This is a genomic window from Streptomyces sp. NPDC001796 (assembly GCF_042892355.1).
Taxonomy (GTDB): Bacteria; Actinomycetota; Actinomycetes; order Streptomycetales; family Streptomycetaceae; genus Streptomyces.
This window is the reverse complement of record NZ_JBIAUC010000031.1, coordinates 22,286-37,552: the sequence shown is the minus strand read 5'-3', so window position 1 is coordinate 37,552 and position 15,267 is coordinate 22,286. Positions and strand designations below refer to the sequence as shown.

Annotated in this window: 13 protein-coding genes; 11 read left to right on the top strand and 2 right to left on the bottom strand. The window is 68.7% G+C overall.

The annotated features are described in order from the left end of the window. Nucleotides 1–474 precede the first annotated feature (474 nt). Both ACFYZE_RS34730 and ACFYZE_RS34725 read right to left on the bottom strand, forming a co-directional pair. The gene (locus ACFYZE_RS34730) at nt 475–1,746 is read right to left on the bottom strand and encodes an MFS transporter (RefSeq protein WP_389003252.1); all 1,272 of its coding nucleotides are present in this window, start codon (nt 1,744–1,746) and stop codon (nt 475–477) included. 331 nt (nt 1,747–2,077) lie between these two features. Further along, entirely contained in the window at nt 2,078–3,052 is a 975-nt protein-coding gene (locus ACFYZE_RS34725; RefSeq protein ID WP_389003249.1) for a sugar-binding transcriptional regulator, read from the bottom strand. Nucleotides 3,053–3,506: 454 nt separating this feature from the next. On the opposite strand from ACFYZE_RS34725, the gene ACFYZE_RS34720 reads away from it, so the two are divergent. The 11 genes from ACFYZE_RS34720 to ACFYZE_RS34670 all read left to right on the top strand — a co-directional run bounded on the left by ACFYZE_RS34720 (nt 3,507) and on the right by ACFYZE_RS34670 (nt 14,567). Next, a complete protein-coding gene (locus ACFYZE_RS34720; RefSeq protein ID WP_389003246.1) occupies nt 3,507–4,295 on the top strand; it encodes an ATP-binding cassette domain-containing protein in 789 nt (262 codons plus the stop codon). Beyond that, the gene (locus ACFYZE_RS34715) at nt 4,292–5,347 is read left to right on the top strand and encodes an ABC transporter permease (protein ID WP_389003243.1); all 1,056 of its coding nucleotides are present in this window, start codon (nt 4,292–4,294) and stop codon (nt 5,345–5,347) included. Before ACFYZE_RS34720 ends, ACFYZE_RS34715 begins: the two co-directional genes overlap by 4 nt. Nucleotides 5,348–5,436: 89 nt before the next feature. After that, nucleotides 5,437–6,450, top strand: a complete 1,014-nt coding sequence (locus ACFYZE_RS34710) for an ABC transporter substrate-binding protein (RefSeq protein WP_389003240.1) — start codon at nt 5,437–5,439, stop codon at nt 6,448–6,450. Between the two features lie 113 nt (nt 6,451–6,563). Then, nucleotides 6,564–8,060: a xylulokinase gene (xylB, locus tag ACFYZE_RS34705; protein WP_389003238.1), complete on the top strand. Its 1,497-nt coding sequence runs from the start codon at nt 6,564–6,566 to the stop codon at nt 8,058–8,060. Next, complete coding sequence (locus ACFYZE_RS34700) at nt 8,057–8,728, top strand: hypothetical protein (RefSeq protein ID WP_389003235.1); 672 nt, start codon at nt 8,057–8,059, stop codon at nt 8,726–8,728. Before xylB ends, ACFYZE_RS34700 begins: the two co-directional genes overlap by 4 nt. A 2-nt stretch (nt 8,729–8,730) precedes the next feature. Continuing rightward, nucleotides 8,731–9,762 (top strand): NAD(P)-dependent alcohol dehydrogenase, encoded by a 1,032-nt coding sequence (locus ACFYZE_RS34695; protein ID WP_389003232.1) that lies wholly within the window; start codon nt 8,731–8,733, stop codon nt 9,760–9,762. Beyond that, entirely contained in the window at nt 9,763–10,530 is a 768-nt protein-coding gene (locus ACFYZE_RS34690; RefSeq protein WP_389003229.1) for an SDR family NAD(P)-dependent oxidoreductase, read from the top strand. Between the two features lie 16 nt (nt 10,531–10,546). Further along, a complete protein-coding gene (locus tag ACFYZE_RS34685) occupies nt 10,547–11,578 on the top strand; it encodes a zinc-binding dehydrogenase (protein ID WP_389003226.1) in 1,032 nt (343 codons plus the stop codon). A 49-nt stretch (nt 11,579–11,627) separates the two neighbouring features. Continuing rightward, nucleotides 11,628–12,176: a 6-phospho-3-hexuloisomerase gene (hxlB, locus tag ACFYZE_RS34680; protein ID WP_389003223.1), complete on the top strand. Its 549-nt coding sequence runs from the start codon at nt 11,628–11,630 to the stop codon at nt 12,174–12,176. 172 nt (nt 12,177–12,348) lie between these two features. Beyond that, on the top strand, nt 12,349–12,702 hold the full coding sequence (locus ACFYZE_RS34675) for a helix-turn-helix domain-containing protein (RefSeq protein WP_389003220.1): 354 nt from the start codon (nt 12,349–12,351) through the stop codon (nt 12,700–12,702). A 731-nt stretch (nt 12,703–13,433) separates the two neighbouring features. Next, complete coding sequence (locus ACFYZE_RS34670; RefSeq protein ID WP_389003217.1) at nt 13,434–14,567, top strand: PP2C family protein-serine/threonine phosphatase; 1,134 nt, start codon at nt 13,434–13,436, stop codon at nt 14,565–14,567. Nucleotides 14,568–15,267: the final 700 nt, after the last annotated feature.

Below are 15,267 nucleotides of genomic sequence, written 5' to 3'. Positions count from 1 at the left end.
CTCCGACAGGACGGCCTGGCCGGCGTAGGCGCGTCCAGCGCAACGTCGAAGACCATGCGGAAGAGGGCATCGAAGGGGGCAAGACCTGGCCGCCCCGGGCGCTATCAGCGTGCCCTCCACGGCGCTGAGGATGAACAGCGCGGCCTCCTCGACGTCGAGAGCGGCATCACCTGCCTCCTGGGCCTGGCGTGAGCACCCGCCGGATGTGCGCGGCCCACCGCTGGCCGCCCTGGATGGCGGAGCGGATGTCCTCGGAGTGGTCCGGCACCTCGGCGCCGAGTTGCACACCAGGCATCCGAGTCCGGGGCCGAAAGCGCCTCTCCCGCTCCAATCCAGGGACAGGCGGCTCGCTCGCGCCGGGGATTTCAGGGACCGACCGGCGGGGTTAGATCCAGCACCGGTCGTTTGTGCCCGATCTGCATCAATTCCACTTCGGCTCCTCATCGAAAGGGGCGTTGTTCGAGATGGTCTGTTTCAGGATGCCTTTTGGTCGGCGGGCTTCTCGATCGCGGTGGTCACCCGTGCCCTTCGGAAGAGCACCGGGAGCCACAGGAGACATGCCAGCAGGGGGACCGCGGCGTAGGTGGCCATGCCCACACTGGAGCCCAACCCGTCCATGAGCGCGCCGAGGACGAGATAGCCGGTGCCGATGAGCGCCGACTCCACGAATGCGATCATCGACAGCAGGCTCGCCCGGTGGCGCGACGGCACTGCCTCGTGGAACACGTTGTCCACGAGCACGGCGGTGATCTCGGGAATTCCGACCAGGACGAGGAACGCGGCGATGGTGACCCAGACAAGGCCGAGGCCGCTCAGGCCGAGCGCCACGGCGAGCGTCAGGAGAGACACCGGGACGGTGACCCGATACCCGATGCGCCGGTTCGCGCGGTCCGACAGCAAGGGAGTGAGTCCGCCGACGAAGAATCCCGCCGATATGACCACGCTGACCAATGCGGTGCCCGCTCCCTGATCGGAGAGGGTCTTCTGCGTGAAAATGATGTACGGCGTCAAAGTCGCATGCATCAATCCGGACACCACGACAAGCGTCACGAGCGCCGGCGTGGCGACCCGAAGCATCGCCCGCCATGCTGTGGCGTCGCCGTGCTGCTTCTCGGCTCCGCCCTGCTCGTCCACCGCGTCCGCACCGCGGATCTCGGGCACCCGTGACATCAGCACCACCACGGCCAGGACGAGACAGGACGCCGAACCGACGTAGACGACTCCCCAGGAGATCCGCTGCAGTTGGCCGCCGAGGACGATGGCGATTCCCGAGGTGACCGTCCCGAGCATGGTGAACCGGGAATTGATCTTGACATAGTTGGCCGTTGCTCCACGACGCACGAGCAGGTCGTACAGCAGGGCGCGGTCCGAACCGGACACACATGCCATGCCCACGCCCTGCCCGATGAACAGCGCCAGGAACACCCAGTAGCTGGAGAACGTCCCCTGGGCGAGCAGACATCCAGCCACCAGCATCTGGCCGATCACGACGCTGGCACGCCTACCGATTCGGTCGGCGATGACTCCCGTCGGCAACTCCGCAAGTCCGCCGACCAGGTAGATCAGTGTCTGAAGGAGGGCCACTTGCCCGGCGGAGAAGCCCCGCTGCTGAAGGAAGAGGACGAATACGCCACGCTGGAACAGCGAGTTGGCGAGCACGGCGTACACGTAGAACGGGCGCGTGACGCTTCGTACTGCATCGTCGACTGCAGCCGACCCGCCAGGAGCCTCCGTGGTGCTGGTCATGCTGCGGGCTCCCCCTGGTGACTCTGGTGATCAAGGACGTCCTCCACCACCACCGCCTTCGCGTTCGGCGTCGTACAGCCCCCGGAATTCGGCCTCGTCCGACGTCTCCGGCCAACTCGGCGACCGCCCGGTACAGCGCCTGAACGTAGCGCTCGTCGTCGTGGATCGTGCCGTCGATGTCGAACAGCACCGCGTCGACGGGCTCGGCCGGCCGCTCCCCGCTGGGCGCGGAATGATCCCTGGTCGGGGGCTTCACGGTTCACCTCCTGGCTCGGAGGACCCACTTCTTTGCTTGTAGGGCTGGATGCCTCGCCGACGCGGCTTGGGGTTGTCAGGTATGCAGTGCCAGCACGCGCCGGGCGGCCCGGTCGTCGACGACCAGGGAGTGGGCCAGTCCGCTGTTCAGGACAGTATGGATGGCTCGGGCCTTGGACTCGCCGCCGGCTACGGCGATGACCTCGGGGATGCGTCGGAGCGCGTCGAACCCTATGCCGATGGTCCGCTTGGCGAGGTCGGGGTCGACGGGCGTTCCGTCCTCGGCGAGGGGGATGGAACACGTCTCGGCCGCCACGTCCTCGGACGACAGCGCGGCGAGCGTCTTCGGTTCCAGCAGCGGGTAGAGCTGGGATCCTTCGGCGTCCCAGCTGCCGACGGCCACGGCTGCCTTGGTGATGGAGCCGAATCGCGACACCGCGGCGGCGATGCCGGGCTGGGTGAGGATGGCCTGCGCGGTGGCGGCGTCGGAGACCACGAGGGGCGCGTAGATGGGATAGACAGGGCCGTTGGAGACGGCGGCCAGCCGTCGTACCAGATCGGCCGAGTTCGCGCTGACCGTGCCGGTGACGCCGGTCATCTGCACGATGCTGCAGGGGGCCAGGCTGGTGAGTGAACGGGCCATCGCGTGCAGGGTCCGGCCCCAGCTGACGCCCAGGATGTCGTCCTCGGTCACGACCTCGGTGAGCAGGGCGGCGGCGGCGGTCCCCAGCTCGCGGCGCAGGGTGGCGGCGTCGGATGCGGTGGTCTTGATGACGAGTACGTGTTGCAGGTCGAAGGTGCGGCGCAGCTGCTCGGAGAGCTCGCCGTCCACTGCGGTCGGGGTGGCGATCTCGATGCGCACGATGCCCTTCTCGAGGCACTCGTCGAGGATGCGCGCGACCTTGTAGCGCGAGATGCCGAACTCCTGGGCGATGTCGACCTTCGACCGGCCTTCCAGGAAGTACTGCCGGGCGATGGTGGTGGCTCGCAGCATCTCGGTCGGGCCCATGGAGCCCTGGGCTGCGGCTCGCAGCATGTCGGTCGGTCCCATGGGGTCCCCCTCACGAAGAACGGGTACGCGAGCCACACGATACCTGATGCGCCCGCATGAGCGCAGTTTTCTCATCTGCGCACGTATTTCGCCTTCAGGTCGCGCGTATGTGCTCAGGTGGGCGATACCTCAGCTGGATGGGCGACATGTGGGCGCCCGCTGCGCTGCGATCAGGGGTGCCACGGCAGCGAGCGCGCCCATATGGGCGCACTCATTGACATGTGGCCGAGCCTTCCGTCTAGTGTCACCCATCAGCTCGCCCAAACGGGTGGCTAATTTGTCAGATGGGCGGAGAGCGGGTCTCCTGCCCGGGGTACTGCGACGGATCCGTCAACAGGCCGCGCAGGACCTGCAGGTGAAATTGATCAAGGGAGGTGGGACCGATGCGGGTCCCCTTCGCAGGATGCGCGGCGAGCGGCAGGGCGTCTCGTCGCCGGACGTACGGCGGTCTGTCATGACCGCGGGCGTGGGAGTGGCCGTCGGCACCCCGGTGGTGGAGGCGCGCGGGATCCGCAAGAGCTTCGGCCATGTCGAGGCGCTCCGCGGGGCAGACTTCGAGGCGCGGGCCGGCGAAGTGACCGCTCTGATCGGTGACAACGGCGCCGGCAAGAGCACCCTGGTGAAGGTGCTGTCGGGCGTGCACACCGCCGACGACGGAGAACTGCTCATCGACGGGAAGCCGGTGCGTCCGACCTCGCCGCAGGACATCAGGGCCCATGGCATCGAGACCGTCTACCAGGATCTCGCTCTTGCCGGTGACCTGACCCCGTACGAGAACGTCTTCCTGGGCCGGGAGCGGCGCAAGGCCGGTGTCCTGGGCCGGGTGGGTCTGGTGGACCGGCGCACGATGCGGGAGGAGACCGCCAAGGTCTTCTCGGATCTCAACGTGCGGATCAAGGACCACAAGGCACATGTGTCCGCGCTGTCCGGTGGCCAGCAGCAGAGCGTCGCCATCACCAGGGCCGCCATGTGGGCGTCGCACCTGGTGATCATGGATGAGCCGACGGCCGCGCTCGGTGTGGCGCAGACCAAGAGCGTCCTCGCGCTCATCCGCCGCGTTGCCGAGAGCGGCATCGGGGTGGTGCTCATCAGCCACAACATGCCCGACGTCCTGGAAGTCTCCGACTCCATCCAGGTCCTGCGCCTGGGCCAGCGGGTGGCCGCGTTCCGCCGTGGTGAGGCGCAGGTGCCCGATCTGGTGCAGGCGATGACCAGCGGCACGTCCATGGAGGAGACCTCATGAGCCTGCTCGACCACGAGACCTCGGTCGGCGAGGCGATCGCCAACCGTACCCCGTCCGCGCTACGGGACCGCACATCCCGGCTTGCCCAGAGTCTGCTGGCCCGGCCGAGCATGGGCATGCTGGTCATCCTGCTGCTCATGGTGGTCCTCTTCTCGGTCCTGCGCCCGGACGCGTTCCTCGGTGCCTACAACTTCCGCAGCATCGCCCTGTCGGCCGCCGTGATCGGCGTCGCCGCCGTGGGACAGACGTATGTGCTGGCGACCGGCGGCATCGACCTGTCGGTGGGGTCGGTCCTGGTGTTCGGGACCGTCGTATCGGCGAAGGTCATGGGCGCGATGGGCGGCATCGGCGCCGGATGGGGCGCTGTCATCGTCGGCGTCCTGGTGTGCGTCGCCGCCAGCGCCGTATGGGGGCTGGTGAACGGTCTGATCGTGACCTGTCTGCGCGTTCCCGCGCTGATCGCCACCCTGGGCACCCTCGGCATGGCGCTCGGCGCGGCGCAGATCCTCAGCAGCGGCCTGGACATCCGCACGGTGCCTTCCGTGATGACCACGTACATCGGCTATGAGAACTTCGCCGGCATCCCCCTGCTCGTACTGATCTTCCTGCTGGTCGCGGTCGTGGGCGGACTGGTGCTGTGGCAGACGGTGTACGGCGTCAGGACCAAGGCCATCGGTTCCAACGCGCAGGCCGCGTTGCGGTCGGGCGTCCCGGTGCGCCGCCACCTGATCTCGGTCTACGTCCTCAGCGGCGCGCTCGCGGGTGTGGCCGGCGCGATGAGCCTTGCCCAGTTCTCCACCACCACGATCGGCGGTCACACCAGCGACAACCTCACCACCATCGCCGGAGCGGTCCTCGGCGGCACCAGCCTGTTCGGCGGGGTGGCCACCGTGTTCGGCACCGTCATCGGCACCTTCGTGCCCGTGACGCTGCAGAGCGGTTTCACCATCGTCGGCATCCAGCCGTTCTGGCAGACCTTCGCTGTCGGCGCCGTGCTGGTCCTGGCCGTCTTCATCGACCAGGTGCGCCGCGGCAACCAGAACCGAAGGTAACCCCCACCGGGGAGCAGTCCCCGGCCTTCCCGCACAGTCGTCGGCCGCTTCCCCCGAGCCGCGTCATCCGCCGCATGACAGGAGTGTCCATGTCCACGTTCGTCCCCGGAGTCTTCCAAGGCGCCACTCGCCGCACCGCGGTCGTCGTCGCCGCTGCCGGCCTTGTTGCCGTCGCCACCGGCTGCAGCAATTCCGCCACCACCGCCTCGTCGACCTCCCGGAAGGAGGTCAAGAGCGTCGCCCTGATCGGAGGCGTGAAGGACAGCCCCTTCTATGCCGCGATCGACTGCGGTGCCAAGACCGAGGCCAAGAAGCTCGGCGTCGGCTACAGCTACGCCGCCCCGGGGACGTTCGACCCCTCCCAGCAGCAGCCGGTGCTCTCCTCCGTCGTGGCCAAGAACCCCCAGGCCATCCTCATCGCGCCGACGGACAAGACCGCGATGTTCCAGCCGATGCACCAGGCCAAGCAGGCCGGCATCAACCTCATCACCGTGGACACCAAGCTCACCGACACCTCCGACCTGTCCAGCCAGGTCAACAGTGACAACATCGCGGGCGGTGCGCTGGGTGCCGACACCATGGCCAAGCTCATCGGCGGTAAGGGCAAGGTCGTGGCGCTGAGCGAGCCGCCGGGCAGCAGCACCGACGACGAGCGGGTGAAGGGCTTCGTCGACAGGATGAAGTCCAAGTACCCGAACATCACCGTGCTGACCACGCAGTACGCCGATCACTCCGCGCAGGCCACCGCCTCCAAGGTGAGCTCCGTGCTTGCGGCGAACCCCGACCTGAAGGGCGTCTTCGCGGTGGACAACTTCACCGGCGACGGCGCGCCCATCGGCGTGCGCAACGCCAACGCGCGCAAGAGCGTGAAGATCGTGGCGTTCGACGCCCAGCCGAGCCAGGTGCAGGCTCTCAAGGGCGGCGACATCGACGCCATCGTGTCGCAGAACCCGTACGACATGGGCGTCAAGGGTGTCCAGTACGCCGTCGACCTCGGCAAGGGGAAGCAGGTTCCCAAGACCGAGATCACCGGACTGATGGCCATCACTCAGCAGAACATCGACGACGCCACGGTCAAGCCGTACATCTACAAGTCCTGCTGAGAACGAGCATGGGCCCGGCGAAAACCGCCGGGCCCGCAGGGACAAGGGTCGCCGCAGTGCCCGACACCCCTGGGCACATCGCGACCGCACATCCTTGGTAAGGAGACACCGAAATGCCCTCCGTCGCTGGAGTGGACTCCTCAACCCAGTCCTGCAAGGTCGAGATCCGCGACCTCGACGACGGTTCCCTGCTCGGTTCGGGGAGCGCACCGCATCCGCCGGCCTTCCCGCCCAGCAGTGAGCAGGACCCGGCCTCGTGGTGGGCGGCCCTCAAAGCCGCGTTCGAAGCCGCGCGGCGCTCGGCCGGCGTGCCCGGCAGCGACATCGCCGCGGTCTCCGTCGACGCCCAGTGCCACGGCCTCGTCGCGTTGGACGAGCAGGACGAGGTGATCCGGCCGGCGAAACTGTGGAACGACACCACCTCGGCACAGCAGCTCGAACGGCTCAAGCAGCGCATCGGGGCACAGGAGTGGATCCGCGCCGTCGGATCCCTTCCCACCGCCGCCTTCACACTCAGCAAGGTGGCCTGGCTGGCTGAGAACGAGCCGGACAACTTCCGGCGGCTGCGCAGGATCCTGCTGCCACACGACTGGCTGACCTGGAAACTCTCCGGGCGCTACGTCACCGACCGCTCCGAAGCCTCCGGCACCGGCTACTACAACGCGGTGGAATCCCGCTATCTGCCCGAACTGCTGGCCCACGTCGACGATCGGCGCGAGTGGCTGGAGGTACTGCCCGAGGTGGTCGACGACTCGCGGGCAGTCGGAACGCTGTGTCCGCGGGCGGCGACCGAACTCGGCCTGTCCCACGGGACGTTGGTGGGACCCGGAGGCGGCGACCAGCATGCGGCGGCCCTCGGCTTGGGCATCGAGCCCGGCGACGTCGTCTACACCTTCGGCACCTCCGGTGTCGTCTTCACCACCAGCCGCACCCCGGTCTTCGACCCGACCGGCATCGTGGACGGGGTCGCCGACATGACCGGCGGCTACCTGCCCCTGGTGTCCACGCTCAATGCCGCACGGGTCACCGACACCTTCGCGCGGATCCTCGGCGTCGACCACGGGGAACTGTCCAAGCTGGCCCTCACCGCGCCCGGAGACTCCGGGCTGGTCCTCGCGGCGTTCCTGGACGGCGAGCGCAAGCCCAACCGCCCCGGAGCGCACGGGCTGCTGGCGGGACTCACCTCCCACACCACCCGGGAGGACCTGGCCCGCGCCGCCTTCGAGGGGGTGATCCTCGGGCTGGTCTCCGGCGAGCGGCACCTCAACACCGCGGGAGTCGCCACCGGCGGCCGGCTCATCGCCACCGGCGGGGGCTCACGCTCCCCGGCCTACACCCAGCTCCTGGCCGACCTCACCGGCCGCGAGGTCCTCCTCGCCGACGCCCCGGAGGCGTCCGCACGGGGAGCGTGCGTCCAGGCCGCCGCCATCGCCCTGGGCCGCCCAGTGCGGGAGGTCCTCAGACAGTGGGCTCCTGCAACACAGGTCGCCGCCACACCGCGCGCCGGCTCCGAGACGGCACGCGCACACGCCGCCGCCCGCTACGACGTGCTCGCCGCCTGGGACGCCCTGGACGCCGATACCTCCGGCGCGACAGGAAGGACGTCGTGAAGGGCTGCACGGGTTCGCTGAACCCGGCCATCACCGCGCAGATCGACGGTCATTCCGGCGCCACCCTGGCCGGAAGCATCTATGCGGTCGCCGAGTCCGACCGGATGGCCGCCGCACGCCACCTGGCCAAGGAGCGGCTCTGGATCCACGCCGACGTGATCATCGACGACCTCACCCACCGGGGCGTCGACCTGTCCCTTGTACGCACGCTGAAGGACCGCCGGCTCGGCCCCCTGGACGTCCACCTCATCGCGGAGGAACTCGACGGCCCGCTCGACGAGGTCTGCGCCGCGAAGGTCGACCGCGTCACGTTCCCCTTCGAATCGTGCGCGGACCCGACGGCCGTCGCCGAGCAGATCCACCGCAGCGGGGCCGAGGCGTGGCTCGCGGTCGCGCCGCAGACCAGTCTCACCGCCGTCCAGCACGTCCTGGAAGGCGTCGACGGGGTGCTCGTCATGCTCATCAAGCCGGGCAGCTCCGACACCGCCGATCCGGCCCTGCTGGCCAGGGTCGAGCAACTCGCGCCCGTTCTTCCGGCGGGTGTCGACGGGGGAGTCGACCAGACGAACCTCGCCGCCTGCCTGCGTGCCGGCGCCCGCTACGTCGTCTCCGGCCGGGCGCTGTTCTCCACCACGGCTCCCGCCGTCCTCCCCTCCGAAGGAGTGTGACCATGTCCACCACGTCAACGGCGATCCCCGAGACCATGCGCGCGAGCGTCCTCACCGGCGTCGGCGAAATCGTCATGGAGGAGCGCCCAGTTCCCCGGCCGCAGCGTGACGAAGTGCTGATCAAGGTCGCCGCGGTCGGTGTCTGCGGTTCGGATGTCCACTACTACCGGGAAGGCCGAATCGGTGACTTCGTCGTCGACGCGCCGCTCGTCCTCGGTCACGAGGTCTCCGGACGCATCGTCGCGGTCGGCGATGACGTCGACGCCTCCCGGACCGGAGAGCGGGTCGCCATCGAACCGCAGCGTCCCTGCCGTGTCTGCGGGCAGTGCAAGGCGGGCCGCTACAACCTCTGCCCCGAGATGGAGTTCTACGCCACCCCGCCCATCGACGGCGCCTTCTGTGAATACGTGACCATCCAGGCCGACTTCGCCCACCCCGTGCCCGACGCCGTCTCCGACGAATCCGCCGCGCTGCTCGAACCGTTGTCCGTCGGCATCTGGGCCTCCCGCAAGGCCCGTATCGTGCCCGGCTCCCGGGTGCTGATCGCCGGTGCCGGTCCGATCGGCGTCATCACGGCCCAGGCGGCCAGGGCGTTCGGCGCCGCCGAGGTCATCGTGTCCGACCCGGCGGCCGACCGCCGGGCCCTGGCCGAGCGGTTCGGTGCCACCCGCACGCTCGACCCGACGAAGGAGGCGGTGCGCGACCTGGCCGTGGACGCCTTCATCGACGCCTCCGGCGCGACGCCCGCGGTCATCAGCGGCATCGAGGCCGTCCGCGGGGGCGGCGTCGTCGTCCTCGTGGGCATGGGCGCGGACCAGATCCCGATGCCCATCCCCGTGATCCAGGCCCGCGAGCTGATCATCACCGGAGTGTTCCGCTACACGGACACCTGGCCCCTCGCCGCGCACCTCGTCGCCTCGGGCCAGGTCGACCTGGACAGCCTGGTCACCGCCCGGTTCGCACTGGAGGACACCGAGAAGGCGCTCAACAACGACAAGGTGCCCGGCACCCTGAAGACGCTGGTGGTGCTCTGAATGGGCGTCCTCGACACGTTCGCACTGAACGGCCGCCGGGCCCTGGTCACCGGCGGCAACCGCGGACTGGGTCTGGCCTTCGCCACCGCACTCGCCGAAGCCGGCGCCGACGTCGCAATCGCGGCCCGCGACGGCGAACGCACAGCCGGCGTGGTGAAACAGGCAGCCGAGCAGGGGCTGCGCCTGCACCCGATCACGGCCGACATCACGGACGACGCCGACGTGGAGCGCATGACAGGCGAGGCCGCCGACGCGCTCGGCGGCCTGGACATCCTCGTCAACAACGCCGGCACCTGCTTCCACAACAACTCCTGGCACGCCACGGACGAAGAGTGGGCGCAGGTCTTCGACCTCAACGTCCGCGCGCTGTGGAAGTGCAGCATCGAAGCCGCACGCCACATGGCCGACACAGGCGGCGGATCCATCGTCAACATCGGCTCCATGTCGGGCCTCATCGTCAACCGGCCCCAGTGGCAGCACGCGTACAACGCCTCCAAGGCGGCCGTGCACCACCTCACGAAGTCCCTCGCGGCCGAGTGGGCCGATGCCGGGATCCGCGTCAACGCGGTCGCTCCCGGCTACGTCAAGACGGAGATGGCACCGGTGGACCGTCCTGATCTGCGCCGCCACTGGATCGAGGACACCCCACAGCAACGCTATGCGCTGCCCGAGGAGATAGCACCGACCGTCGTGTTCCTCGCAAGCGAGGCGGCGTCGTTCATCACCGGTTCCGTCGTCGTGGCCGACGGCGGATACACCGTGTACTGAGAAGCGGAGAACTACGTTGACGCAACACATCAGGCGCGTGGTCGTGACCGCCGACGAGGTGGGCTGGGAGACCGCGCCGGCACCCGTTGCAGGACCGGGCGAGGTCCTCGTCCGCACCTCGCTCGTGGGCGTGTGCGGCTCGGACACGCATGCGGCGCTCGGCAGGCACCCGTTCATCGAGCTGCCCTACCGCCCCGGTCACGAGGTCGTGGGAGTCATAGCGGCCACCGGCAGCGGCGTCGAGAGCATGCGCGTCGGCGACCGCGTCGTCGTGGAACCCAATCTGTACTGCGGCTCCTGCTTCCAGTGCCGCTCCGGCCGCTACAACATCTGCCGGCAGCTGAAGGTATTCGGCTGCCAAGTGCCCGGTGGGCTGGCGGAGTTGTTCACAATCCCGGCCGGCCGGGTGCACATCCTGCCGGACGCCATGTCCGACACCCAGGCCGCGCTGATCGAACCGCTCGCCACGCCACTGGCCGCCATCGCCAAGGCGGGAGACCTTCGGGGACGCACCGTGGCGATCCTCGGCGCCGGGCCGATCGGCCTGCTGCTGCTCGCCGCCGCCAGGCACCAAGGCGCCACAAAGGTCGTCGTCACCGATCTGCTCGCATCCAAGCGCGCCCGCGCGCTGCGCCTGGGAGCCGACGCGGTCTTCCCCGCCGACTCCCCCGACCTGGTCAGGGCAGCCCACGATGCCTTGGGCGGGGCCGCGGACGTGGTCTTCGACTGCGTCTCCCGGGAGACCTCGCTGGCCCAGGCCGTCGACCTGGTGACCAAGGGCGGCCTCGTCGTGGTCGTAGGGGTGGGCCTGCCCGGGACCACACCGGTGCGCATCGACCTGATCCAGGACCGCGAGATCCGTCTCGTGGGAAGCCTGATGTACGTCGCCGAGGACTTCACCCAGGCGATGTCCCTGATCGGTTCCGGAGTGGTGGACGTCGACGAACTCGTCACCGCGACCTTCCCGTTCCACGAGGCGGACAAGGCGTTCGCCGCCTCCTGTGACCCCGAACAGGTCAAGGTACTCATCACTGTGGCCCCGGCGTGAGCGGGTGGGGGCCCGGATGCTCGACCCGAGACCAGAGAGGAGTGGCCCAGTGAATCCTCGATCGGTTCAGGAACGCCGGATGTGGCTGGCCGTCCGACACGAAGTGGCGAACCTCCTCCAGGACGTCGACGAGAACTCCTTCACCGCTGCCGTGGCCGAGCTCCGGACTCGGGGGCGACGATGGTTCGCCACCGGGCAGGGCCGCTCCGGGCTCGTGGCTTCGATGACGGCCATGCGGCTGATGCACCTCGGCCGGGAAGTGCACGTGCTGGGGGAGGCGACAGCACCGTCCGTGAGGGCGGGCGACGGGCTCATCGTCATCTCGGGTTCCGGTGAGACACCGGTCTCCGTGCACTTCGCCCGCAGGGCGGCGGAACTGGGGGCACGAACGCTGATCGTGACCGCGAATCCGGCGAGCACGCTGGCAGACCTCGCGGACATCGTGCTGCCCGTGCCGAAGGCGGCGACCGACCAGTTCGGCGGCAGCTTGTTCGAACAAGGAGCCCTGCTCATTCTCGATGCCGTCGTCATGGAACTCGCCGCTGACGACGGTGACGCCTACGAGCAGATGCACGCTCGCCACACCAACATGCAGTGACGCCCCCCCGGGTCCGGCCACTCGGCGGCGAGATGCGCGAGCGGCCCGCAGGAGGGGCTGCCCTCGAAGGGTTTGCGTGCGTTACTGACCTTTGTTGTGTGTTGTCATAGCTGCTGACCGTTCTTGATCGTTGCGGTGTGCCCGATGCGTGCGGTAGGCGCACGGGGGCGGGATGACCGCCAAGGAGCAGTCGTTTCGCGAGGCTATGCGATTGCAGGCCGCTGATCGCTTCGCTCGCGGTGAGAAGAGCTCGGTGATCGCCGCGGAGTTACGGGTCAGCGTGCGGTCGGTGGAGCGGTGGCGGCGGGCCTGGCAGGAAGGCGGCACCGCGGCGTTGCGCTCGAGCGGACCGGCGAAGCGGCCGTATCTGGATCGGGAGCAGTTCGCTGAGCACCGCGTCAGGCACCTTGAAACCCAGGAAGTGGCATGGCGCCCGCAGCCTCAAACGCTGCGCGGCCCGGGGTCTTCCACCTGGTCAGACCTGTGCAGTCGCACCCCCCGTCCTAGGGGCAGTCGTGAGACGTGAGAGGGTCTGAGGCGTGAGTGATCACCGTCGAACACCCTGCAATACCGCTTTGACGGGCCAGAAGAGGCTCCCGTCCTGATCCTGGGACCCTCACTGGGTACCACCTGGCACATGTCGTAGAGACCGTCTTCGGGCGTCCATGTCAGTCCAGGGCGGGCATGAAACTCCAGGTCAGAGCGTTCTGGTCCGTGAGGGGCCGCCCAGTCGGTGATTGCTGCGTGATAGACGAGTGATACGGCGAGGACCCGCCGGGGTCCTGCCTGCCGGGACTCTACTCGGAGCTCTGAGACGGCGCAGCCGCACCGGATTGCTCCGGTGCGGCTGCGCCGTGAGATCGGCTGCGCTGTCGCGGACGATGCAGTCGGCGCCTCACGCAGTCCGGGTTCCTGCGACGATCTGGGAGTGCCTGATTTGCGATCGCACCCGCCTACTCGTCCGTAACGATCCGCGTAGCACATGGCGCGCCCCGGCCACGCGCGGGTAGGGGCGTGAATGACGAGGCGGTGGCCGCGCTCCCCCCATGGCGATCTCGCCGGTCCGGGCGCTGACCTGACCAACCCGGTGGCCGTCGACCGCCTGCGGGACATCCTCTAGGCGTCGAGGGACGCAGCGTCGCAACAGCGAGTGCGATGTCCTGGGGGAGCCTGCGCGCGAAAAAGGAGTAAAAAGAACATATGCGTCTGCGGGGTGTCTGGCGGGACCGGCTCCCGGAACAGCAGCGCGGTCTGTTGGTGACGGCGCTGGCGCTGATCGTGGCCATCGCTGCGGTGGACATCGGCATAGGGACCAGTGTTCACCTGGGCCCGCTGCTGGTCATCGCGCCGACGTTGACCGCCGCCTTCGCCGGTCCGCGGCTTACCGCTCTGGTCGGGGCTCTGGCGGAGGTCGCCCTGGTGATCATCGCGATTTTCCACGGCGGACTGACCACGACCAACCACGTGGCGCAGCTGATCGCCCTGGCTGTGCTGTCAGCTCTGGTGGTCTTCGTCTGTTATGTGCGGGAGCGGCATGCCCGGGAGCTGAGCCGGTTGCGGGCGGTGGCCGAGATGGCGCAGCGGGTTCTGCTGCGGCCTCCACCTCGTCGGATCGGGCCGTTGCGGGTGGCCTGGCTGTATCTGGCCGCCGAGGATGAGGCCCAGATCGGGGGTGACCTGTTGGCGGTCGCCCGCGCTGATCACCCCTGCACCCGGGTACTCATCGGCGACGTACGAGGCCATGGTCTTGCCTCCGTCGGCGAAGCATCGGTGGCGATGAGTGCGTTCCGTGAGGGCGCTCACCGGTACCCCTCCTTGCCCGAGCTCGCCACGGCCGTCGAAGAGAGCATCTGCCGGAACTTGGAGGAGGTCGCCGACACCGCGCACGATGCCGGCGAGCACTTCATCACCGCCATCATGATCGACATCCCCGATCAGGGCCCACAGGCTGAGATGCTCAACTGCGGCCATCCGCCGCCCCTGCTGATCCGCGGTGGCCAGGTGACTGCCCTGAACTCCCGCCGTCCCGCACCCCCATTGGGCCTGCGTGCCCTGTGCGTACTCAACGACCGGACCGACCGGTTCGCATTGGAACCGGGCGACATGCTGCTGCTCTACACCGACGGCGTGATCGAAGCCCGCTCACCGACCGGAGCCTTCTACCCGCTCACCGAACGCGTCGCTTCCTTCCCCGCCTCAAGCCCCGACGCCTTGCTGCACCACATTCACCGCGACCTGCTCGCGCACACCGGCGAGCAGCTCACCGACGACGCCGCTTTCCTGATCATCGAACGCACCCCGTCACACCATCTGCACCGGCCGCTCCTCGCGTCCCATGCCGACGGTCGCACTCGTCCACAGCCAGCTGGCCGTCACGGTCTGGCCCGCTGAACACGTTCCGCGCATTCCCTCACCCCGATGCGAGCGGGCGACCACCATGCTCTTCCGTTGCACAGTCTGCGGCGCCCACCTCGCCCACGCCCGGCGGAGGCGGTGCCCCCGGCGCCGAGGACAGCTGCCGCGGTGATGGCGGCCAAGGTGGTCGCGAGAGCGGCGCGCTGCACGAGCTTGTGCATGGTCGTCTCCCTGTCGCAAGGGCTGGCCGTGGTGGGTCGGCCAGGGCCCGAAACCCCTTTCCATACGCTGCATGGGACTGCCCCCCGACCCCGCCACGCGGTCCGCACCGCACTTCCTGCCGGCAACGCCCCGCCATGCGGGGAGCCGTCGAGAGAAGGGCGGACGCCGTGCTCCTGGAGCTGTTGGAGGAGCATGGGAAGGCGCCTCCGTCAAGGGCGAGACCAAGCGGCTGAACGCATCGAAGGGCGAGGGCAGCGCCGGCGTGAACCTCTGATCGTGCCTGCGGCACGAAGAGAGGGCGTCGCACGACACCGGTGGCGCGCGAGCTACTCCGTTTCGTTTCGAAGCGCGGGTTGCGGACGGGCGCTGCTCACATGGGTGCGGTGAGCCCAAAGCAAGCGGAATTTTGAGTTCCGGAGACCAAGATCCCGTGCCGTGGTCGCGGGTTGACTGCTCTGTGTGAGTGGCAGGAGCCGGCCACTCGGCCCGACCGTCGGGTCGTCACCGTGGTGCT

Coding starts and splice junctions, on each gene's coding strand:
- ACFYZE_RS34730 (WP_389003252.1), bottom strand. CDS start 1,746: ATGACCAGCACCACGGAGGCTCCTGGCGGGTCGGCTGCAGTCGACGAT.
- ACFYZE_RS34725 (WP_389003249.1), bottom strand. CDS start 3,052: ATGGGACCGACCGACATGCTGCGAGCCGCAGCCCAGGGCTCCATGGGC.
- ACFYZE_RS34720 (WP_389003246.1), top strand. CDS start 3,507: ATGACCGCGGGCGTGGGAGTGGCCGTCGGCACCCCGGTGGTGGAGGCG.
- ACFYZE_RS34715 (WP_389003243.1), top strand. CDS start 4,292: ATGAGCCTGCTCGACCACGAGACCTCGGTCGGCGAGGCGATCGCCAAC.
- ACFYZE_RS34710 (WP_389003240.1), top strand. CDS start 5,437: ATGTCCACGTTCGTCCCCGGAGTCTTCCAAGGCGCCACTCGCCGCACC.
- xylB (WP_389003238.1), top strand. CDS start 6,564: ATGCCCTCCGTCGCTGGAGTGGACTCCTCAACCCAGTCCTGCAAGGTC.
- ACFYZE_RS34695 (WP_389003232.1), top strand. CDS start 8,731: ATGTCCACCACGTCAACGGCGATCCCCGAGACCATGCGCGCGAGCGTC.
- ACFYZE_RS34690 (WP_389003229.1), top strand. CDS start 9,763: ATGGGCGTCCTCGACACGTTCGCACTGAACGGCCGCCGGGCCCTGGTC.
- ACFYZE_RS34675 (WP_389003220.1), top strand. CDS start 12,349: ATGACCGCCAAGGAGCAGTCGTTTCGCGAGGCTATGCGATTGCAGGCC.